Consider the following 21169-nt stretch of genomic DNA (forward strand, 5'->3'; position numbering starts at 1 on the left):
ACCCAATCACGATCCAGGAAAGTCGCTTCCCGCTAAAGCGCGAAGAACCTTTTTTTTTGCGTGGGCTGGGAGGGGATTGAGAGCGGTGGGGGATCTTGAGTTGAACGTTAAAAGTTGAAAGTTGAAAGGAAGAGCGTGTGGAAAGGTCGGGGGTTGGTCGCAAGCAGCCAGGCCCGTAATGGACACCACTGGTATGAACGCGGGCACTGCCGTATCGGTTGGCACGGCCTCATTCGCGTTTTAACTTTTAACTTTTAACTTTTAACTTTGGCCGCCCTGTTCCCGGTCCAGGTTATCGATCATCCGCCGGGCGGTGGCGAGGAAGGCGTCGATTTCGGTCTGGCTGAGGCCTTTGAGCAGGGTGGCTTTGACTTTTTCCTGGGCGTGTTCGGCTTTTCTCATCAGTGCGCGGCCCGGCGCGCTGAGGGAGATGATCTGGCTGCGTTTGTCGTCCGGGTGCGGGGCGCGCTGGATCAGGCCCATGCCGTCCAGTTCCTTGAGCACCCGGGTGATCTGCGCTTTGTCGCGGCGGGTGAGGTTGGCCAACTGGTTGGCGGTGCAGTCCGGTTGCGTACGGATCAGGCGCAGCAGACGAACGTGCATGCCGTTAAGTGGCAGGTTGTCGTCGGCGATGGCCGCTTTGGTGCTGAGTTTGAATTGAAACGCGAGTTGCCAGAGAACGTCGCGAATGTCGTTGTCGGGGTGGGCCACGGGTGCCTGCCTTTTGGTTGACAATATCAATTAATTGGATTTATGGTTGATATTGTCTACTAAATTTCCGTAAGCAACAAGCCGCGCTCCGGCGAGCGCGCTCGACGAGGTATTCCATGGCCAGACCGGCTCCCCGAATTCTGCACGTGATCCGCTCGCACGATATCACCCCGCACATGCGGCGGGTGGTGTTGGGCGGTGAGGATCTCAGTAATTTTCCTGAAGATCATGAAAGCGCCAACTTCAAGCTGCTGATTCCCCGCCCGGGACAGGCCCGCATCGCGCTGCCGCCCTACGGCGACACCCCGGAGCACGACAGACCCATAGTGCGCACTTACACCCTGCGCCATTTTGACAAAGCCCGGGGTGAGATCAGCGTGGATTTCATGCTCCATGAACCCCACGGCCCCGCCTCGGAATGGGCCGTGAACGCCCGGCCCGGGGATCGCATCGGCTTCGCCGGGCCCGGCGCCCCCAAGTTCGTGGATTTCGAGGCGGACTGGTTTTTGTTCGCTGGCGACATGTCCGCACTGCCCGCGATCAGCGCCAACATCGAACGTCTGCCGGCCCACGCCAGGGGTTACGCGGTGCTGGAAATTCTCGACCCGGCGGACCAGCAGGACCTGCCGTTTCCCGAGGGCATCAAAGTAAGCTGGTGCGTCAACCGATCCCCGCAAATTGCCTCGCTGACATTGGTGAATGCAGTACTGGCGCAACCCTGGCTGGCCGGATCGCCGGCGGTTTGGGTGGCTGGGGAGAGCGGCTCGGTCCGCGCTGTTCGCCGGTACCTGAACGAAGAGCATCAGGTTGAGCGCGGACGGCTCTATGCCAGCGGTTATTGGCAGATCGGCCTGACCGAAGACCGGCATCAGATGGAGAAGAGGAAAGAGAAAAGTTAAGGAACCTCTGAACAACTCCCCGCAGAACCATCAGGGAGCTATATTCAGAGGTTCCCTAAGCACCAATTGATGCGCGGTGCGCAACGCGCTATATTTCGCTCATGATCAAGACGTTCCGCCACAAAGGATTGCAGCGGTTCTTTCTCGGCGGCAGCACGGCGGGAATCCAGCCGCGGCACGCCAAGCGCTTGCGTATGCAATTAGCGGCGCTGGATACCGCCGTGACGGTTGATGACATGAACATCCCCGGTTTCCACCTGCACTCGCTGAAAGGACGCGAGAAAGGCCGTTGGTCGGTCCGCGTTAACGGAAACTGGCGGCTGACCTTCGAATTCAGGGATGGCAGCGCCTTCGTGTTGGATTACCAGGACTATCACTGATGAAGATGCACAACCCTCCTCATCCCGGCGAGTTCATTCGCGATGTTTATATGACCCCATTCAGGCTGAGCGCGCGCCAGCTCGCGGTCAAATTGGCGGTGTCACCGTCCACGCTGTCGCGGGTTCTCAAGGGCAACAGTGGGATCAGCCCGGAAATGGCATTACGGCTATCCAAAGCGCTGGGCAGGACGCCGGAAAGCTGGCTGGCGATGCAGGATGCCCATGATCTCTGGGTGGCTCGCCAGGCAGTGAATCTGGACGGCGTGGAACGGATTGATTTCGACGCTGCCTGAGCGCGGCTTGGGGCATGGAGCCGCCGGCCGGACCGGCTAAGAGCCGCGGTGGTTATTCAGTTTTCCAGCACGGTCGCTGCTTTTGGCTCAGGCGCAGCACTTCTTGAATTTACGGCCGCTGCCGCAGGGGCAGAGGTCGTTGCGGCCTGGCTTGAGCGGCGTGACGGTGTGCTCGCCGTCCAGGTAGAACCAGCGGTCATATTCGCGCACGAAACGGGAGCGCTCTTCCAGCACCGCGAAGCCGTTCCCCTCTTTGCAGGTGGCGCGGAAGTGGACCCGACCACTCTCGCCGCTTTCGTCACTTTCCAATACCTCCAACGCCAGCCATTGGCCACCGTCGTCCAGGTTCAGCGACGCCGGCCGGGTGTCCGGGTGCCAGCTGGCGAGCAGGTAATCGCCGTGGTTAAGCACGAAGGCGCTGTAGCGCGAACGCATCAGCGCTTCCGGAGTGGCTGCCGGCTGGCCTTGGTGCAGCGGTTGGCAGCAGCGGGCATAGCCGAAGCCGGATTGGCAAGGGCAGGGCAGGTTGTCCATGGGCAGGGAGAAGCAGGCCAAAGGGCCGCCATGGTGGCAGATCGCCGGCAATCTGGCAGCACCCGACCGGTATGCGACTAAAGTCGCATACTTAATATTTCGAGCGCTCGCTATATTTTTGGGGTGGCCCAGCTCAAAGAGGCCCGTGCGACAACAATAATGCTCCGGCGACCGGCCGCCGCACCGCCGATCGGGATGGTTTATGACCAACAAGTACGAGCAGGATCTGCCCCAGAGCGCCGCCAACCATTCGCCGCTGACACCGCTGGCCTTTTTGCGCCGCTCCGCCGCCGTGTTCCCGGACAAGATCGCGGTGATCGACGACGACCGACAATTCGATTACCGCACCCTGCTGGCGCGTTGCCGCCAATTGGCCGCCGGCCTCGGAGGGCTGGGCGTGCAAGACGCCGACACCGTGGCGGTGCTGTGCCCGAACAGCCATGAAATGCTGGAGGCGCACTACGGCGTGGCGATGGCGGGGGCGGTGTTGAATGCCCTGAACACACGCCTGGATGCCGCCACCCTGGGCTTTATTCTTGAGCATGGCGAAGCGCGCGTGCTGTGTTACGACAGCGAGTACGAAGCGGTGGTGGAGCAGGCACTGAGCAGTGTCAGCCAGAGGCCCAGGCTGGTGGCCATCGAGCGCGACCATGGCGCCTCCGGCGGGCTGGCGGACATCAGCTATGAAGCCCTTCTGCAAGGCGCCGAGGCCAGTGCCGAGCCGCTCTGGCCGGCGGACGAATGGCAGGCGATCACCCTGAACTACACCTCCGGTACCACCGGCAATCCCAAGGGCGTGGTGTATCACCACCGTGGCGCCTGGCTGGCGGCGATGAGCAACGCCATGGCCTTCGAGATGAGCGCCGACACCGTTTATCTGTGGACCCTGCCCATGTTCCATTGCAACGGCTGGGGCTACACCTGGGCGATCACCGCGGTGGGCGGCACCCATGTGTGCCTGCGGCGGATCGACAGCGATCTGATCTACCAGCGCATCGAACGCCATGGCGTGACCCATCTGTGCGGCGCGCCGGTGGTGATGAACACCCTGATCAACGACCTCGGTGCCCAGGGCAAAACGCTCAGCGCGCCGGCGCGTTTTGCCCTGGGCGGCGCGGCGCCGCCCAGCACGGTGATTCGCAAGGCCAGCGAAATCGGCTTCCGCATTACCCACCTGTATGGCCTCACCGAAACCTACGGGCCCTCCACCCTGTGCGTGCCGCAGGCGAATTGGGCGCACCTGGAAAACGACGCGCTGGCGGAAAAAATGGCCCGCCAGGGGGTGATCAATTTCGCCATCGATGAGGCCCGCATCGCCGATCCACAAAGTGGCCAGGCGCTGCCCGCCGATGGCATCAGCCTGGGCGAGATACAGCTGCGCGGTAATACCGTGATGAAAGGCTATTTGAAAAACCCGGAGACCACCGCCGAGGCGTTCGAAGGCGGCTGGTACCACACCGGCGACTTGGCGGTGATGCACCCGGACGGCTACATCGAGATCAAGGACCGCGCCAAGGACATCATTATTTCCGGCGGCGAGAACATCTCCAGCCTGGAAGTGGAGGAAATTCTCTATCGCCACCCACGGGTCAGCGAAGCGGCGGTGGTGGCGATGGTCGATGACAAATGGGGCGAGGTGCCCTGTGCGTTCGTACAACTGCGCGATGACGGCCCCGGCGATGAGCGCGCCCTGATCGAATTTTGTCGCACCCACATGGCGGGCTTCAAAGTGCCCAAGAAAGTGGTGTTCGGCGAGTTGCCAAAAACCGTGACCGGTAAGGTGCGCAAGAACGTGCTGCGCGACCGGACCGGCCCGACCAACAACACATCATCATAACAACAGCACACAAAGAGGACTCCGGCATGAAATCGTTCAAGCGAGGAACACTACTGAGTGCACTGGTCATGGCCGTGGGCATCAGTGCCACGCCATCCTGGGCGGCGGATGAGCCGATCCGCCTGGGCGCCATTCATATTCTCTCCGGCAGCGCCGCCAATTATGGCAAGTTCGCCCGCCAGGGCATTGACCTGGCCATCGACGAAATCAACGACAGCGGCGGGGTGATGGGGCGCGATCTGGAACTGGTGATCGAAGACAGCCAGGGCAAGGCGTCCACCGCCATTCAGGCGGCCCGCAAACTGGTCTACCAGGATCAGGTCAGCGGTTTGCTGGGGCTGGACAGCTCGGGCGTCGCCCAGGGGCTGGTGCCGATCATGCCGGAGTTGAAAAAGCCGCTGATCATTACCCACGCCGCCACTCCGGACGCCACCGGCAGCCTGTGCAACGCCTACACCTACCGGATCAGCAATAACGTGGCGCAGAACATGAACGCGCTGGCCTCGGTGGCGGCGGAAACCGGCGCCAAACGCTGGACCACCATCGGCCCGGATTACGCCTTCGGTCACCAGTCCTGGGAATATTTCGGCAACGCCCTGAAGAAGATCAACCCGGATGTGGAACTGCTCAAGGACACCGCCTTTCCCCGTTTCGGCGCGGAAGACTTCACCCCGTTTATCAACGGCGTGATGGCGGCCAAACCGGATGGCGTGCTGATTTCGGTGTGGGGCGGCGACCTGGTCAACTTCGTCCGCCAGGCCAACAACCTGGGCTTCTTTGAAAAGGACATGCAAATCATCTTCACCGTTGGCGCCGCCACCGAAGTGCTCTCCGCGCTGGGCGAGCAGATGCCCGAGGGCGTGTGGCTTTCCACCCGCTACTGGTATAAAGCGTTTGATAATGAGCAGAACAAACACTTCGTTGCCGCCTACAAAGACCGCTATGGCGTGCCGCCCAGCTACAACGCGGAAGGCGCCTACGCCGCCGTGTACGCCTATAAAAAAGCCATCGAGAAAGCAGGCAGCGCCGACGACGGCGACAAAATCGCGGCGGCACTGGATGGCATGAGCCTGGACGCCCCCAACGGCACCATCACTTTCCGTAAAGGCGACCATCAGGCCCTGGTCGGGCCGAACGTCGGCCGCGCCGGCGCCATGGACGAGGAAGACGGCATTCGCGACCTGGAAGACCTGCGCCTTTTCGACGGCGAAAAGATCTCGCGCAGCGTGGCGGAAACCGGCTGCAAGCTGTAACCCGCGCGACACCCACGGCGTTGATGGCACGGCCATCAACGCCTCCGGCTTTCCTGACCAGGTAACGGAGGTGCCATGTCTGGCATCGGCGCGGCTTTTCTTAACAGCCTCGATATCGGTTTGCTTCTTTTCGTGATCGCGGTGGGCCTGAATATCGTGTTCGGCGTGCTCAACGTGATCAACTTCGCCCACGGCGCTTTGTATATGCTGGGCGCCTATCTGGCCTACAGCCTGATCAACCTGCTCGGCATGCCGTTCTGGGTGGCGCTGATCGTGGCGCCACTGGTGGTGGCGGCGGTGGCGGTGCTGATTGATCGCCTGGTGCTGCGCTTTATCTACCAGCGCGACGTGGCCGACAGCCTGCTGCTGACGTTCGCGCTGTTGCTGATTATCAATGAGTCGGTGCGCTCCCTATGGGGCTCGGGCATCCATGTGGTTGAGCCGCCGGCGCTGCTGCAAGGTACCGTTCATGTGTTCGGCGCCAGCTATCCCACCTACAGCCTGTTCGTAATCGTGGTCGGCCTGGTGCTGCTGGCCGGCTTGTGGTTTTTGTTCAACCGCACCCGCGCCGGCAAGATCATGCGCGCCGCCGCGCTGGATCGGGAGATGGCCGAGGCGTTGTGCATCAATACCAAAAGGGTGGTCACCGGGGTGTTCGCCTTTGGCGCCTGGCTGGCCGCTATCGGCGGCGTGGTGGCGGCACCGATGCGCGCCATCGACCCCGGCATGGGCGACAAGATCATCATCGAGTCGTTCATCGTGGTGGTGATCGGCGGTCTCGGCAGCTTCCCCGGGGCCTTGATTGGCGCCCTGGTGCTGGGGCTGATCCACGGCTTCGGCGGCCGTTATCTGCCCGGCATCAACATGTTGTTGCCGTTCGTGGGCATGGCGCTGATCTTGCTGATCAAGCCCACTGGCATCATGGGCAAGGGGGCCGGGGTATGAAAAACGCAATCCTGATGGCGGTGTTCGTGGTGGTGCTGGCAGGCCTGGTACTGCTGCCCTGGTTCACGCCGTATTTTTATATTTTTATCGCCACCGAAATTCTCATCATGGGGCTGTTCGCGGCCAGCTTTAATCTGATTTTCGGCTACACCGGCATGCTCAGTTTTGGCCATGCCGCCTTCTTCGGCATTGGCAGCTACGCCACCGCCATGCTGTTGCTTCACCTGCAATGGCCACTGGTCTATTGCCTGATCGCCTCGGTGGTGTTCGGCGCGTTGCTGGCGCTGGTGATCGGCTTTCTCAGCGTGCGCCTCAACGAAGTGTACTTCGCCATGCTCACCCTGGCGTTTGGCATGATGGTGTTTTCCATTGCCCACCAGTGGCGCTCGGTGACCAACGGCAGCGATGGCATCGCCGGTTTCACGGTGGGTGAATTCGGCCTCGGCCTGCCGCTCACCCTGGGCAATCCGGCGGTCTATTACCACGTGGTTCTGGTGATCGTGGTATTGGCCTCGGCGTTGCTGTATCTGATCGGCCGCTCCTCGTTCGGCATGATTCTGCAAGCGATTCGCCAGAACGCGGAGCGGGTGTCTTTCTGTGGCTTGAACGTGCGCGCATACCGGCTGGCCGCCTTTACCATCGGTGGTGGCTTCGCCGGCCTGGCCGGCGGTTTGATGGCCCCGTTTCTGCGCGTGGCCAGCCCGGAGATGTTGCACTGGTCTACCTCCGCGGAGCCGGTGCTGATGTCGATTCTCGGCGGCACCGGCTATTTTCTCGGCCCGTTCGTGGGCTCGGCGATCTTTATTCTTCTGGAAACCTGGATCACCAGCATCACCCACGCCTGGATGCTGGTGCTGGGCATCGTGTTGGCATTGATGGTGATGTTTTTCCGCCGGGGCGTGCTCGGCACCTTTCTCGACTGGTGGCAGGAGCGGCAACGATGAATGAGCCCCTATTGAGCATCCGCTCGCTGAGCAAACACTTTGGCGGCGTCGCCGCGGTGGACGGCATCGACCTGGACGTGCCGGCCCGTGAGACGGTGGCGATTATCGGCCCCAACGGCGCCGGCAAAACCACCTTCTACAACATGGTCTCCGGGCGCATGACGCCCAGCGCCGGCCAGGTTCTGCTGAACGGACGCGACATCACTGGTCAGCCACCGCACCGCATCAGCCGGCTGGGGGTGTCGCGCTCGTTTCAGATCAACAACATCTTCACCGAGATGACAGTGCGCGAGAACGTCGAGGTGGCGCTGGCCGCGTTCCATCACCACAGCCGTCGTTGGTTCAATCTCGCGTCGCGAAATCGGCCGATCCAGGAGGAAGCCGAATCCTTGCTGGAGCGCCTTTCCATTGGCGAGCTGTCCGCGCGCCGCGCCGGGGTGATCAGCTACGGCGACAAACGTCTGTTGGAAATCGCCGTGGTGCTGGCCACTCGCCCCAAACTGGTGTTGCTGGATGAACCCACCGCCGGCATGACCCCGGAAGAAACCCGCCGTGTCACCGCCCTGGTGAAATCCCTGGCCGACAGCGGCGATTACACCTTTCTGATCACCGAGCACGATATGGAGGTGGTGTTCAGCCTCGCCGACCGGATTCTGGTGATGCACCGTGGTAAGGCGCTGGTGGCCGGCACGCCGGAGGAAGTGCGCCGCCACCCGGAGGTGAGGAAAGCCTACCTGGGCGAAGACGACGACGATCAGGAAAGCCTGAGTCAGGAGGCGCCGCAATGATTCTTGAACTGAACGACATTCACACCTACTACGGTGAAAGCCAGGCCCTGCAGGGGGTAACGCTGTCGCTCAGCGAAGGCGAAACGGTGTGCCTGCTGGGCCGCAACGGCGCCGGCAAAAGCACCACCCTGAAGAGCATCATCGGGCTGACCCCGCCGCGCCAGGGCACCGTCACCTGGCGCGGCCAGGACATCACCGGCCAGCCGCCACACCGCATCGCCCGCCTGGGCATCGGCTATGTGCCGGAAGACCGCCGCATCTTTCCCGGCCTGAGCGTGCGCGAGAATCTGGAGGTCGCCGAGCGCAAGGGCGTGGATGGCGACAAGCGCTGGAGCGTGGCGCGGATCTTCGACGAATACCCGATGCTCGCCGAACTGGCGGACCAGGACGGCAGCACCCTCTCCGGCGGGCAGCAACAGATGCTGGCGGTGGCGCGCACGCTGATGATTGAACCGCGCCTGCTGCTGCTGGATGAACCCAACGAGGGCCTGGCGCCGGTGATCGTCAAACAGATCGGCGCGCTGATCGATGCGCTCGCCGCCACCACCACCATTGTGTTCACCGACCAGAGCGTGCATTTCGCGCTCAAGCACGCCCAGCGCGCCTATATTCTTGAAAAGGGCGTGGTGGTTCACGAAGCCGGCAGCGCCGAACTGCGCGACGACGTGGCCACCCAACAGCGCTATCTGTCGGTGGCCTGACGATGCCCGGGCCAGGGCCGCGTTCACGGTTTATACTGCCCGGCCCGAACGGCGCCCGCCGGCGCCGCCTGCCCACTGCCTGCCCGAACCACGACCATGATTACTGATTACGAGGCCTTCAAGATCGATCTGCGCCTCTCCAAGGAAGACATCTGCAAGGAGCTGTTCCGCCAGAACCGCGACCACATCCGCATTAAAAAAGAAGCGGTGGCGGTCAGGAATCTGGCGAAGCTGATCGACTCCACCCTGCGTCTGGCCAACTCCAAGGGCTTTCACGCCATGTCGCTGCGCGACCTGTGCGCCGACTCGGGGCTGAGCATGGGCGGGCTGTACGCCTACATCAAAAATAAAGGTGACTTGCTCAACCTGATCCAGAGCCATGGTTTCATGCTCACCCGGCGCACCCTGCTCAGCTACACCGAACGGGTGCAAGACCCCCGCGAAAAGCTGCTTACGGCTATCCAGGCGCACCTGTATCTCAGTGAGCTGATGCGCGCCTGGTTTTACTTCTCCTACATGGAAACCAAAAGTCTTCCCGAAAAAGAGCGCCTTGACGCCATCGCCATCGAACGGGAAGTGGAAGGCATCTTCCGGGACATCATCGACCAGGGCGTCGCCGCCGGCGTGTTCCGCGACGTCAACGCCCGGCTCACCGCTTCGCTCACCAAAGCCATGTTGCAAGACTGGTACCTCAAGCGCGGCAAATACCGGGAACAGAAGGTCTGTGTGAATCAGTACGCGGAGGTGGTGCGGGATGTTCTCGAGGGGTATTTGTTGTCGGAAAAAATTGAAAACGGAGAAAGTTAAAAGTTGAAAGTTAAAGGCGCGGGCACGGCCGTACCGCCGGCAAGGAAATCACCGCGTTTCAACTTTTAACTTTTAACCTTTCACTGGTCTTTTGTCGGACGGCGCATGAGAAATTTTTCGTTGTCGGTGATGCCGAAGTAATCCGCCGGGCCGCCACCGCGTAGAATCGGTTCGCCGGCGGCGGTGTCGTAGATGCCGTCTTTCAACAGGTGCTTGGCGATGTGCACGCCGACCACCTCGCCGAATACTACCCAGGTATCCACGTCGTCACCGGCGGCGGTTTTCAGGCGCAGCACCTGGGTCAGCTTGCACTCGAACGACACCGGCGTCTCCTGAACACGGGGCACGCCGATCACCCTTGAAGGCTCCGGCGTCAGGCCGCTCAGCTCGAATTCGTCCACCTCCGGGCCGACCATGGCGCAGCTTTGATTCATGCGCTCCGCCAATGCCCGCGTGGCCAGGTTCCAGGCGAATTCACCGGTCTGCTCGATGTTGCGCACGCTGTCCTTATAGCCCACGCTTGAGAAGCCGATGATCGGCGGGTGGTAGTTGAAGCCGTTAAAAAAACTGTACGGCGCCAGATTTAGCACGCCATCGCGGCTTTGTGAGGAAATCCAACCAATCGGCCGCGGCGCCACCATGGCGTTGAACGGATCATGAGGCAGGCCATGGCCGTTGGCGGGTTCGTAGAAGTGGGTGTCTGTGGGCATTAACGGATGCTACAAGCTTCAGGCCGCAAGCTACAAGCTACAAAAACACCTCCAGAAGGGCCTGGCCCGCTTTGCCGGGCCGCGATCCTTTTCTGGCTTGCAGCTTGCAGCTTGCAGCTTGCAGCTTGCAGCTTGCAGCGCCGCCTCAGGCGGCGACCTTCGGCGGCGCGTCGCCGTGTTGAATGCCGTACTTGCGGATCAACGTGTCCCGCTTGGCGGGGTCGAAGTTGATGTTGCGGGCGTCGTTGCCGGCGTGTTCGAGCAGGCGTTTGTCCATGATCCGGTACCATAGCGGCGGAAAATAGCTGACCAGGAACATGCCGAAGTAACCGTTGGGCAGTTCCGGCAGATTCTCGAAATGGCGCAGGCTCTGGTAGCGCCGGGTCGGGTGGGCGTGGTGATCGGAGTGGCGCTGCAGGTGGAAGGTGGCCCAGTTTGAGAACATGTGGTTGCTGTTCCAGCTGTGGTAGGGCTGGGTGCGCTCGTAGCGGCCATTGGCGCGCCTGTGGCGCAGCAGGCCATAGTGCTCGATGTAGTTGGCCGAGGTCAGTTGGAACGCCCCCCAGAACGCGGTGCCGAGAATATAGGGCAGCAGGCCGATGCCGAACACGGCGAGCACGGTGCCCCAGGCCACGGCGGTGATGATCGCCGGCTGGATGATCTCGTTTTCCAGGGACCACACCGATTTGCCCTGGGCATTGAGGCGGTCTTTCTCCAGGCGCCAGGCACGCTTGGCGGCGCCGGGCAGCTCGCGCAGGGCGAATTTCCAGATGCTTTCGCCCATCCGTGACGAAGCGGGGTCTTCCGGGGTGGCCACGTCCTTGTGGTGGCCCTTGTTGTGTTCAATAAAGAAATGCCCATAGGCGCACGGCGCCAGCACGAACTTGGCCAGCCAGCGCTCGCCCTTGCCTTTCTTATGGCCCAGCTCATGGCCCAGGTTGATGCCCACGCCGCAGGTGCCGCCAATCAGATAGACCATCGCCAGCACACCGTGCCAGGGCAGATCCTGGGTGCCCACGAACCAGGCGCCATAGAACCAGGCGCCCCAGATCAGCGGCACCAGCGCGTAGAGAATCCAGCGGTAGTAGGGGTCGTCCTCAAGCTGCGGCACCACCTCTTCCGGCGGGTTGCTGGTGTCTTCGCCGATCAGCATGTCCAGCACCGGCACGGTCAGATAGTAGAACGCCAGCGGCAGCCACAGGGTCAGGGCATTGCCGGTGGCGAAATACAGCGCCGGCCCGGCGAACACAATGGCGGGCACGAACAGCGAGGAAAACCATAGACGCCGTTTACGGTCCCGATAAACGACCCCGGAGGGGCCGATGAAAACGCCTGCCTTGCTCATACACACCTCGGTCGCTGTTTTGCTGTTATGGGCGATGGAAACAGCATGTCTCCCGCGCCGGCCCGGCGGCACCGTCAAAGGTGGCAATAAATCGTCATAAAGTGACAGGCGCGGAAGCCCGTTTTGGCGCTAAGCTGGCCCTGGTTCCGTCTTCACCGGCCCGACGTCTTGGGCCACTAACAACAAGAGCCCGCCATGAGCGTCCAGGTTACCGATCGGCTCCGCCCCGCTGTGCATCCGGTTTATTCCCGGCTGTTGTGCGCCCATTTGCACCAGAAAGGCTTTGAAAACGCAGTGATCTTCAAGGGCACCCGCCTGCACTGGGAGCAACTGCTCGGCGAGCACCGTTACCTGAGCCTGGAGCAGATGTCGCGGCTGGTGCGGCGCGCCGTGGACCTCACCGGCCAGCCCTGGATCGGCCTGGAGATTGGCGGCGCCACTTCGGTGTCCGCCCATGGGCCGCTTGGCTACGCGGTGATCTCCGCCCCGGATTTGCGCACCGTGCTGCGCGTGGTCAGCCGCTTTGTCGGCGTGCGCTTTCAACTGGTCAGCGTGGACTTCGAAGAGAGCGATACCGAATGCCAGCTGACCCTGCGTGAAGAGGTGGATCTGGCGGAAATGCGCGAATTCACCGGTGGCTCGATTCTCGCCACCTACTTTCACCTGGTCGACACCGTCACCTCGCGGCGCCTGCGCGACGCCCGCGTCACCCTGCCGTTCCCGGCGCCGCCCTGGGCCAGCGAATACCAGCAACGGCTCGGCTGCCCGGTGACGTTCGGCGCCGAGCGCCTCACCATCACGTTGCCGAAAAGCGTGCTCGACACCCCCTGCCTGACCGCCGACCCGACCCTGCACCGCAGCGCCGTGCGCGACTGCGAACACCAGCTCAAACAAATCCAGAGCGGCGGCCCGCTCAGCCAGCGCATCGGCGTGATCCTGCTCGACCGCGACGGCGATTACCCCGGCCTGGAATGGGTCGCCGACCACTTCGCCATGTCGCCGCGCACCCTGATCCGCAAACTGAAAGCCGAAGGCACCAGCTACCAGGAACTGCTCGACGACGTGCGCCAGGAACTGACCGCCTGGTACCTGCTGGAAACCGCCCTGCCGGTGGAACGCATCGCCGAGCGCCTCGGCTACCAGGACCCCTCCAATTTCAGCCGCACCTTCCAGCGCTGGTTCGGCGAAACGCCCCGGCAAATGCGCAACCGGCACTGATGCTGACTCGCGGCTGAATGGCAGGTTTACCCCTGCCAAGCAACGAAGCCGCTGTGGGAGCGGTCCTTGACCGCGAACCGAGCCGAAGGCGAGGCAAGACCTGGCAAGGCCCATTCGCGGTCAAGGACCGCTCCCACAAAAGACAGTGCCAGCTCCAGGCTCAACCCGACTCCGGCGCAGCCGGACGGTGCTGAACTGTTCCCGCCAATCCGCGAAGAGCCCATGATTAAGGCGTGAAACGCGGGCACGACCGTGGAGCCGGCAGAGCCCTTGTCCGCCCCTGTATCCTTCATCCTGTATCCTGAATCGCGGCTGAACTACAGCCGCAACAAATACGCCTCCAAACCGAACACATGCTCATCCTCGGCGCCCAGCTCACGCAAAGCCGCCGCCAGCTCAAGCAGGTAATCCCGGTTGGCGCCGCTGGGGCCGTGGCTGGCGGCGATCTGCGCGGCGATGTCCGCGTCCGGCGCGCCGCCCAGAAAGGCCGCGTTGTCCTCGGTGGCGATGTACACCAGGCCCTCTTCGTGGCCGCCATCCGTGAAGGCCATCGGCGTGGAAAACCGCAAATAACCGTTCTTCTCGCGCACATCCAGATGATCGAACACCGCCGGCGCCACCCGATACGCCATGCCCGCGCACACCGCGCCCGGGCTCTCGATCAGCGTCAGCACCCGACCCGGCGCTTCCGGCGTGCCCCGGTGATCGTGCGACCCCTGCCAGAACCGCCGTGCCCACCCGCGAATGCTCGCCGGCCGCCGCTCCAGATAAGGAAAATCCGCCTTGAAGATCAACGAGCCATAGCCGAACAGCCAGACGCTGTCGCGGCCGGAGAAATCATGGCGGGATTTGTTGAGGGAAGAAGTGTCTAAGGTCATGGTTGGGCAGTTTCAGGGTGGCGGCTTCAAGCTGCAAGCGGCAAGCTACAAGTAAGGATTGCGCGGCGGCGGACGCCGTGCCGGCGACGACCAGTTCAAAGTTGAAAGTTAAAAGTTCAAAGGTCGTGACCGAGAGGCTCTGCCGCGGCCTGTGGCCGTCTCGGTTTGCCGCTTGCAGCTTGCAGCCCGGAACGCGATTTCCGCTACAATCCCCCACACCAAGAACCAACGGACAAGGGCTCCCATGAAAGACGTACGCCAGGAATACCACGCCAAGGGCCTGACCGAAGCGGCCCTGAACAGCGACCCGCTGGAACAGGCGCGGCTCTGGGTGGACGAAGCCATCGACGCCGGCCTGCCCGTCGCCAATGCCATGACCCTCGCCACCGTCAACGCCGCCGGCCGGCCTTCCAGCCGCGTGGTGCTGCTCAAAGGCATCGAAGACGGCGGCTTCACCTTCTTTACCCACTACGACAGCCGCAAAGGCGACGACATCGCTGCCAACGCCAACGTCTCCTTCGTCATGTTCTGGCCGGCCCTGGACCGCCAGCTCACCGTCGCCGGCCGCGCCGAAAAGATTCCTGCCCAACAATCCCGCGACTACTTCGTCTCCCGCCCCCGCGGCAGCCAGCTCAGCGCCGCCATTTCCCCGCAAAGCCGCCCCGCCAGCCGCGAGCAACTGGAACAGGCAATGGAAAAGCTGGCCGCCGAAATCGCCGAGGGCGAACCGGTGCCGATGCCGGAAAGCTGGGGCGGCTACCGGATCGTTCCGGAAGAGATTCAGTTCTGGCATGGGCGGCCCAGCCGGTTGCATGACCGGTTTCGATATCGTCGTGAAGGCGGGGGTTGGGAAAGGGAGCGGCTGGCGCCTTAATCCGTAGTTCTCACAGGCAAGAGGCAGGACTTGATCGAGAGTCGTGTTGTCATGAACGTCAGTGAATTTGAAAGGGCCACACACCGTAATCAAGGCGTGCCTTGAGCAATAACAAGGGCCAGAAAAAACGCGCCCTTAAGTGTTGGGCTCGCGCTGGCCTGCATGACGTTCGTTAAACCTACTTGCGTCGCTTGACGTCACGATAAAAGTTTTCGTGGGATCCTAAGGCCATGAGTTCGAGAACGAGGGCTCCATCATCAAAACTGTATCCAAGCAAAGTCAATCGCTTGTTCATTTTGAATCTGTGTACGCGCAAGAATGAAAGATCTCCCTTTTTTTGCTCCCCAAGAGTCGCGTCGGCCATCAAGTCCTTGATGGCCGCGTCGAGATCTTTTTTCTGATTGGCTTTAAGTTTCTTAACGGCCTTCTTAAAGGTCGGGGTCTGTAAGACTCTGGTGGCTTTAGCCAAAATCGTAGACCTCGAACTTCCCGGCTTCTCGCTCTGCTTTTGGAATTATCGCCTGCTTGACAAACTCATAAGGCAAATCAGGATTGTCTTCCATGATTTCACCTATTCTTGCCCAGTGATCGATTTGCTTGGGAGGCGTTCGGTTAAGCGCTTTGGCTATAATAGTGGCTTTTTCGATAAGACTCTGGTCTAAGCGTATGCTGTTAGTCGCCATGCTAATGCCCTCCTAGAGGTTTTGCCGAATTGTAGCGAAATGCCACAATTGAGGCAAGATACCACAGTGTGCTGCTATCTAAACGCTGGTCCGCTGCCGCTACAAACGGCCGCTCGCCAAGCGGCGCCTTGATAACATGGCGATAAAGAAAGACGAGCGCGTTCAACGCCTGATTCTGCGTGGCGGCCGCCACGTTCCTCTTGGTGGCAAGCCAGCTTAAAAAGGCCGAGACCTCCGGCTCCGCCATTTCCGAGGGATGCCGCAATTGATGAAACCGGATGAAATAGCGAATCCAGTACCAATACGTCTTCTCGGTCCGGGGGCTGTAATGGCGTACACGAATGGCATCACGAAATTGATCACGAAGCCTGGGTTGCCCGTCACGATCCTTGTGCATGGCCGCTCTCTCTTTTGCTGTCCTTATGGACAGTATCATGGTGATTGGGAAATGAGGAAGTCAAGCGAAGCGGGGACAGATAATCGCCAATGGTTTGTAACCGGTTGAAATTTCTGATTTTATTATGAGTTATTAAAACTAAACCAAAGTGATAGGACGCTGGCGCGTTCATTGGATATTCGAGCCGGCGGCCTAATACCTGTTAGGGGTCAAATGAACTATCGATTCGTAGTCACCGGCGGCCCAGGCGGCGGTAAAACAACTATTCTTACTGCTCTAGCGGAGCGTGGATACAGTTTTGCGCCAGAGTCTGCCCGGAGGATAATCAAGGAACGGTTGGCGGCGGGGTTGTCGCCTCGGCCGGAGCCCGTCTCCTTTGCCCATGAGATCCTGAGTACGGATATCGAAAAGTATCGGGCCGTAGATACCAGTGTTCGCCCAACGTTCTTTGACCGAGGTATCTTAGACGCGCTGTATATGCTCAATGCGGAGAACGCACTAAAACACGATGAAGCTGCTCGATACATTCGCAATTTCCCTTACAACAGAGTTGTTTTTCTTCTACCTCCGTGGGAAGAGATCTATGGCACCGATTCAGAGCGTGACCAGACATTTGAGCAGGCTGCTGAGGTTTTTGAAATTATGAAAAGGTGGTATCAGAAATGGGGGTATGAAACCTTGGAGGTGCCGCGTAGTAATGTTGAAGAGCGAGCCTCATTCATTCTGGAAGCTTTAGATAAGCAGCTAACAATCCGCTGCAGTTGACCGCCCAAAGCGCTGCCGCGCTTCGGGTTCCGTTCGCGGCCTGCGGCCGCTCCGGCGGCAACTGAGCTTCGGCATTATACGACCTTTCAGTTTTACACATATTAATTGGCAGCATAGGTGATTGTAAACCTAATGATATTTTTTGAGCTTGAACCATCTGATATTTCTAATCTTAGTGATGCTGATCTAAGAGAAATGGTTGCTAGATTGTGTGAAGCGGAATTAATTAGCCAAGAGCTTCAGCCTTTTTGTGTTCTGTGGGGTGGTGCGCAAGAAGCTGCCGATGGTGGCCTTGATGTTCGAGTTGTTGATGCAGCCCCGTTATCAAATCCAGGCTTTGTAAGCCGTGATAATACTGGTTATCAAGTAAAGAAAAACAGTATGAGTAAAGCTGCCTGTAAAAAGGAAATGCTTGAAAAAGGAAAAGTAAAAGCTGTTATAAGTGATTTGTTAGCTAAAAAAGGCGCTTATGTAATTGTAAGTGGCAGGGATGATTGCTCAGATAAAATGCTGTCTGAACGCATTCTTGGTATGAAGTCAGCCCTCGAAGATTTACCAAATAGTGATGCTCTTCTTCTCGATTTCTATGGAAGAGATCGACTATGCGCATGGCTGAGGCAGTTTCCTGGCGTTGCCTTATGGGTTCGCTCTAGACTGGGGAAGCCTCTAGCTGGATGGGTTCCTTTTGGGAAGTGGACCGCTACCCCGGCAGATCAAGATGATGCGTTTTTATTAGACGAGCATCCCTGCGTTATCGATGTAAATTCTCCCCAAACGACACCTGTAGCTATTTCTGATGGAATCAGGCTTGTACGTGAAAGATTACTTAAAGCAGGTTCAGTAGTTCGAATAACCGGTCTTTCTGGAGTTGGAAAAACACGCTTTGCTCAAGCACTTTTTGAAGATGGTGTATGCGAAAAACCGCTGCCGGAAGCAAATGTAATTTATGCAGATCTTGGTGACGATCTATCCCCAACAGCATCTGAGCTTGTTTCATATTTAATAGCTAATGATTTTTCATGCTATGTGGTTCTGGATAATTGCCCGCCAGATGTTCATAGGAGACTGCAAAAGCAAGTATCATCAAATCAAGCGAAATTAAGCCTTCTTACTATTGAATATGACATTTCGGATGATCGCCCAGAAGAAACGGAAGTAATACATATTGAGCCCTCAAGTGAGCAGACTGTTTCCAAGCTTATTCAAAAAAGATTCTCGTCTCTAGGGCGTGTGAACGCCGATAAAATTGCAGAGTTTTCTGGGGGGAATGCACGTGTTGCTATTGCATTGGCAAGTCGAGTAGATTCAGATGAGACGTTGGCAAAGTTTTCTGATGAAGAGTTGTTTCAGAGGCTATTTAATCAAAGAAAAGGGGCTGCTGAAAGTTTACTTGAAAGTGCAGAGGTATTATCGCTAGTTTATTCCTTTAACGTAAGCACGAAAGATTTCAATAATGAATTATGCGCTCTTTCTAAAATTGGCGGGTTAGAGCGCAACAAGTTAAATCGTAACCATGCAGAGTTACTGCGGAGACAGCTCTCACAGCAGCGAGGAAATTGGAGAGCAGTTTTGCCGCATGCGTTAGCTAATCGTCTTGCACGAAGAGCACTTCAAAACATCAATCCTGACCAAATTAATGCAGAGTTGTTAAGGGGTGATAATTTACGTCTATTCAAATCATGCGCTCACCGATTAGGGTATCTACATGATTTTGAACCAGCTCGTAAACTCGCGTATACATGGATGAAGGTTGATGGGCCATTTCACAATATTGCAGTGTGTGATGCTGAGTTACTTACGGCTTTAAGCCATATCGCCCCTGTTTTTCCGGATGCAGTTTTAGCTGCTATCGACAATGCATCGGAAATCCAAGAATTTTGCTCGCGAAATAATCAGAATTTCTCCGTTATTGTTCGACTACTTAGAAAGATTGCATATGATGATCAGTACTTTGATCGCGCAGCTGAACTAATCCTTCGCTTTGCTGAAACAGAAAAATCTGGAGAGAATAACAATAGTATCGCCAGCCAATTGTCGAGCCTTTTTTCATTGTACCTCTCAGGTACACAAGCTACGCCTATACGAAGGCATTCTTTTGTCAAAAGAATGTTGGGTTCCGGTGATACGAGACAACTAGAGATTGCACAGGATATTCTTCGGTCTGCTTTTGAGGCTTCTCACTGGACCTCATTTGGAGGTTTTGATTTTGGTGCTCGAAGCAGGGACTATGGATGGGAGCCGAAAACAAATAAAGAAAAATTGGATTGGTACGTAGGTTTTGCTGAATTATTAGTGCCACTTTTAAATTCTAAAAATGAGCTCAGAGTGAACTGGGCAAAGGAACTACTGGCAAACCATTTTGTAGGTTTATGGACCTATGCAGGTTGTTTTGACTTTCTTGAAGGTATTGTACGCAAATATGGTGCTGGTGGGCAGTGGCCAGATATGTGGAGGTCTATTAAACGGACAATCCATTACCATGGAAAGGAGCACACTCCAGAACTATTGAAAAAGATTGAGGAGCTAGAACGCTTAGCTGCACCGACTGATCCCTATTCTGAAATCGAAGCGTATGCACTGACTAACACATGGGACCAAATAGAGGTGAGAAGTGGAGATTTCACAGAAAATTCAGAAGAAATTCACCGTAAGATAGAAAAATTAGGGGAGTTAGCTGTATCTGAACCTGAGTATCTTGAAAAATTGGCACCAAAGCTTTGGAAGCAACATATCGATGCGCTTTGGTCATTCGGCAAGGGGTTAGCTAAAGGTTCATCCGATCAAAGAGCAACCTTTGATAATTTGGTTCAGTTGATGCAAAAGCAAGAATTGCAATTAGTTCAAACTATCCTCTTTCGCGGATTTATTGCTGGCGTTCATGCAGATAATCCTAGTTTGTCACGGATACTCCAAGAGTCTGTCTTGGTTGTACCTGAGCTAAAGCCGTATTTCGTTGATATTCTGTCTGCAACGCCGATAGCACCTTGGGGTACAAAAAGGCTCATAGAATTAGCGCTGGCTGGTGAACTGGAAGCTTGGCGGTTCCAACAGATAAGTTATGGTCGAACTCATGAACCTATATGTGATGATGATTTATCAAAACTACTTGGAGCAATTAATGATTTGGCTGATGGGATATTTGCAACCATTGAAATATTGAGCATGCGATTCTTTACTGATAAGGATAGCAACTATAGTCCTAGCAATGAGATAAGATCAGTTGGAAGGCTCGCTATTTTGAAACTTCTTTCAATGCACAGGGATGAGATAAATAGGCGGCAGTCTCATGGAATGGACCGAGTTATTGAAGAGTGTTTATCAGAACCCGCTACGGAGAATGAAATTCGCGATATTGTTAACTTGCTTTGCGGCGGCGTAGAGACATATCGCTTATATGGCTTCGAATTAGAAAATACCATAGCCTATCTGGTGAAAACCTATCCTGAATATGTATTGGATAGAGTATTCATCAATAGTGAGAACAGCGAACAACTTATGTATTTGCTTTTCAAAGATAGGGTCAATCGTAGTAGCTCTCCATTGAATTTAGCTCCAATTGAGCGCATGTTAGATTGGTGTAATGGAAATCAAAATAAGATCCAGAAAGTAGCAGGTGCTGTTTCAGCATATACGTCCTTAGACAAGAAATCACAGAATCTAGATAATCCAAAGGAAGTAGCTCTTAGTAAACATATCACATCACTTTTAGATGCCGCAGAGGACAAAGTCGCTATAGTTGAAACTATTTTCTCTAGGACCTTTCCTGGTGCGTGGTCAGGTTCACTTGCCGACATTCTTGAAGTTAGATCGAAGGCGTTCGCAGAGTTATTAAATCACGACACGTCTGAGGTGCAAAAGATTGCAAATGATAAGCTTTCTCTTTTATATAAGTCGATTAGAGAGAATAGAGAACGCGAGTCGGACGAATACAACCAGCGAGAACAGCGATTTGAATAACCGGCCTGCTTGTCTTCCAGTTTCGTATAAAAAGGCGCTGCTATCGGACAAATTTTCCGCTGCGTTTCAAGTTTTCCGCAGAGCGCGGCGTTAGGCATAAAAGCAGAAACGATGAGAATCATTCAAATAGCAAAACGGTCAGCGTCTATTGCTTTCATTTTTCACTGTTTCCTCATTTTGGCTTTGGTGATACTTGGAGGGATATTCCATCGGGTTCCAACGGCGGTTTTTGGGTTTATTTACGCCGCTG

General features: G+C 57.3%; 22 protein-coding genes. 14 read left to right on the forward strand and 8 right to left on the reverse strand.

The annotated features are described in order from the left end of the window. Window positions 1-261: 261 nt before the first annotated feature. Window positions 262-711, reverse strand: a complete 450-nt coding sequence (locus CGS25_RS04750) for a MarR family winged helix-turn-helix transcriptional regulator (protein WP_101674747.1) — start codon at window positions 709-711, stop codon at window positions 262-264. 116 nt (window positions 712-827) lie between these two features. On the opposite strand from CGS25_RS04750, the gene CGS25_RS04755 reads away from it, so the two are divergent. From CGS25_RS04755 to CGS25_RS04765, 3 genes are all read left to right on the forward strand, one after another. Then, on the forward strand, window positions 828-1610 hold the full coding sequence (locus CGS25_RS04755; protein WP_089034367.1) for a siderophore-interacting protein: 783 nt from the start codon (window positions 828-830) through the stop codon (window positions 1608-1610). A gap of 101 nt (window positions 1611-1711) precedes the next feature. Continuing rightward, window positions 1712-1990: a type II toxin-antitoxin system RelE/ParE family toxin gene (locus tag CGS25_RS04760; protein WP_101674748.1), complete on the forward strand. Its 279-nt coding sequence runs from the start codon at window positions 1712-1714 to the stop codon at window positions 1988-1990. After that, on the forward strand, window positions 1990-2283 hold the full coding sequence (locus CGS25_RS04765; RefSeq protein WP_089034369.1) for a HigA family addiction module antitoxin: 294 nt from the start codon (window positions 1990-1992) through the stop codon (window positions 2281-2283). Before CGS25_RS04760 ends, CGS25_RS04765 begins: the two co-directional genes overlap by 1 nt. An 87-nt stretch (window positions 2284-2370) precedes the next feature. Here the strand turns inward: CGS25_RS04765 and CGS25_RS04770 are convergent, their stop codons facing one another. Beyond that, complete coding sequence (locus CGS25_RS04770; protein WP_101674878.1) at window positions 2371-2817, reverse strand: YchJ family protein; 447 nt, start codon at window positions 2815-2817, stop codon at window positions 2371-2373. A gap of 202 nt (window positions 2818-3019) precedes the next feature. On the opposite strand from CGS25_RS04770, the gene CGS25_RS04775 reads away from it, so the two are divergent. The 7 genes from CGS25_RS04775 (at window position 3020) to CGS25_RS04805 (ending at window position 10092) form a co-directional block, all read left to right on the forward strand. Then, a complete protein-coding gene (locus tag CGS25_RS04775) occupies window positions 3020-4654 on the forward strand; it encodes an AMP-binding protein (RefSeq protein WP_101674749.1) in 1635 nt (544 codons plus the stop codon). A gap of 26 nt (window positions 4655-4680) precedes the next feature. Then, window positions 4681-5907 (forward strand): ABC transporter substrate-binding protein, encoded by a 1227-nt coding sequence (locus CGS25_RS04780; protein ID WP_101674750.1) that lies wholly within the window; start codon window positions 4681-4683, stop codon window positions 5905-5907. A gap of 75 nt (window positions 5908-5982) precedes the next feature. Then, window positions 5983-6852 carry a branched-chain amino acid ABC transporter permease gene (locus CGS25_RS04785; protein ID WP_101674751.1) on the forward strand — a complete coding sequence of 290 codons (870 nt, stop codon included), beginning with the start codon at window positions 5983-5985 and terminating at the stop codon, window positions 6850-6852. Next, window positions 6849-7796, forward strand: a complete 948-nt coding sequence (locus CGS25_RS04790) for a branched-chain amino acid ABC transporter permease (protein ID WP_101674752.1) — start codon at window positions 6849-6851, stop codon at window positions 7794-7796. Before CGS25_RS04785 ends, CGS25_RS04790 begins: the two co-directional genes overlap by 4 nt. Further along, window positions 7793-8584 (forward strand): ABC transporter ATP-binding protein, encoded by a 792-nt coding sequence (locus CGS25_RS04795; RefSeq protein ID WP_101674753.1) that lies wholly within the window; start codon window positions 7793-7795, stop codon window positions 8582-8584. Before CGS25_RS04790 ends, CGS25_RS04795 begins: the two co-directional genes overlap by 4 nt. Further along, the gene (locus CGS25_RS04800; protein WP_101674754.1) at window positions 8581-9285 is read left to right on the forward strand and encodes an ABC transporter ATP-binding protein; all 705 of its coding nucleotides are present in this window, start codon (window positions 8581-8583) and stop codon (window positions 9283-9285) included. Before CGS25_RS04795 ends, CGS25_RS04800 begins: the two co-directional genes overlap by 4 nt. Window positions 9286-9381: 96 nt before the next feature. Next, a complete protein-coding gene (locus CGS25_RS04805) occupies window positions 9382-10092 on the forward strand; it encodes a TetR/AcrR family transcriptional regulator (protein ID WP_089034376.1) in 711 nt (236 codons plus the stop codon). 80 nt (window positions 10093-10172) lie between these two features. Here the strand turns inward: CGS25_RS04805 and CGS25_RS04810 are convergent, their stop codons facing one another. Next, complete coding sequence (locus CGS25_RS04810; RefSeq protein WP_101674755.1) at window positions 10173-10802, reverse strand: flavin reductase family protein; 630 nt, start codon at window positions 10800-10802, stop codon at window positions 10173-10175. A gap of 145 nt (window positions 10803-10947) precedes the next feature. Beyond that, entirely contained in the window at window positions 10948-12147 is a 1200-nt protein-coding gene (locus tag CGS25_RS04815) for an alkane 1-monooxygenase (protein ID WP_101674756.1), read from the reverse strand. A 195-nt stretch (window positions 12148-12342) separates the two neighbouring features. Here CGS25_RS04815 and CGS25_RS04820 point away from each other — a divergent pair, with 195 nt between their 5' ends. Beyond that, window positions 12343-13365, forward strand: a complete 1023-nt coding sequence (locus CGS25_RS04820; protein WP_101674757.1) for an AraC family transcriptional regulator — start codon at window positions 12343-12345, stop codon at window positions 13363-13365. A gap of 317 nt (window positions 13366-13682) precedes the next feature. On the opposite strand, the gene CGS25_RS04830 is transcribed toward CGS25_RS04820, so the two are convergent. Further along, window positions 13683-14243 carry a gamma-glutamylcyclotransferase gene (locus tag CGS25_RS04830; protein ID WP_101674758.1) on the reverse strand — a complete coding sequence of 187 codons (561 nt, stop codon included), beginning with the start codon at window positions 14241-14243 and terminating at the stop codon, window positions 13683-13685. 244 nt (window positions 14244-14487) lie between these two features. Between CGS25_RS04830 and pdxH the strand changes: the two genes are divergently transcribed. Further along, the gene (gene pdxH / locus CGS25_RS04835) at window positions 14488-15117 is read left to right on the forward strand and encodes a pyridoxamine 5'-phosphate oxidase (RefSeq protein WP_101674759.1); all 630 of its coding nucleotides are present in this window, start codon (window positions 14488-14490) and stop codon (window positions 15115-15117) included. 178 nt (window positions 15118-15295) lie between these two features. On the opposite strand, the gene CGS25_RS04840 is transcribed toward pdxH, so the two are convergent. From CGS25_RS04840 to CGS25_RS04850, 3 genes are read right to left on the reverse strand one after another with little or no spacing between them, the layout of a single operon-like run. Continuing rightward, window positions 15296-15586, reverse strand: a complete 291-nt coding sequence (locus CGS25_RS04840) for a type II toxin-antitoxin system RelE/ParE family toxin (protein ID WP_101674760.1) — start codon at window positions 15584-15586, stop codon at window positions 15296-15298. Further along, a complete protein-coding gene (locus tag CGS25_RS04845; protein ID WP_101674761.1) occupies window positions 15579-15800 on the reverse strand; it encodes a TA system antitoxin ParD family protein in 222 nt (73 codons plus the stop codon). Before CGS25_RS04845 ends, CGS25_RS04840 begins: the two co-directional genes overlap by 8 nt. A 1-nt stretch (window position 15801) precedes the next feature. Beyond that, window positions 15802-16197 carry a phage integrase N-terminal SAM-like domain-containing protein gene (locus CGS25_RS04850; protein WP_101674762.1) on the reverse strand — a complete coding sequence of 132 codons (396 nt, stop codon included), beginning with the start codon at window positions 16195-16197 and terminating at the stop codon, window positions 15802-15804. A gap of 213 nt (window positions 16198-16410) precedes the next feature. Between CGS25_RS04850 and CGS25_RS04855 the strand changes: the two genes are divergently transcribed. Both CGS25_RS04855 and CGS25_RS04860 read left to right on the forward strand, forming a co-directional pair. Further along, complete coding sequence (locus tag CGS25_RS04855) at window positions 16411-16962, forward strand: AAA family ATPase (protein WP_101674763.1); 552 nt, start codon at window positions 16411-16413, stop codon at window positions 16960-16962. A gap of 132 nt (window positions 16963-17094) precedes the next feature. Beyond that, a complete protein-coding gene (locus CGS25_RS04860) occupies window positions 17095-20919 on the forward strand; it encodes a hypothetical protein (RefSeq protein ID WP_198588697.1) in 3825 nt (1274 codons plus the stop codon). Window positions 20920-21169: the final 250 nt, after the last annotated feature.

It is taken from the genome of Alloalcanivorax mobilis (assembly GCF_002864685.1).
Lineage (GTDB): Bacteria > Pseudomonadota > Gammaproteobacteria > Pseudomonadales > Alcanivoracaceae > Alloalcanivorax > Alloalcanivorax mobilis.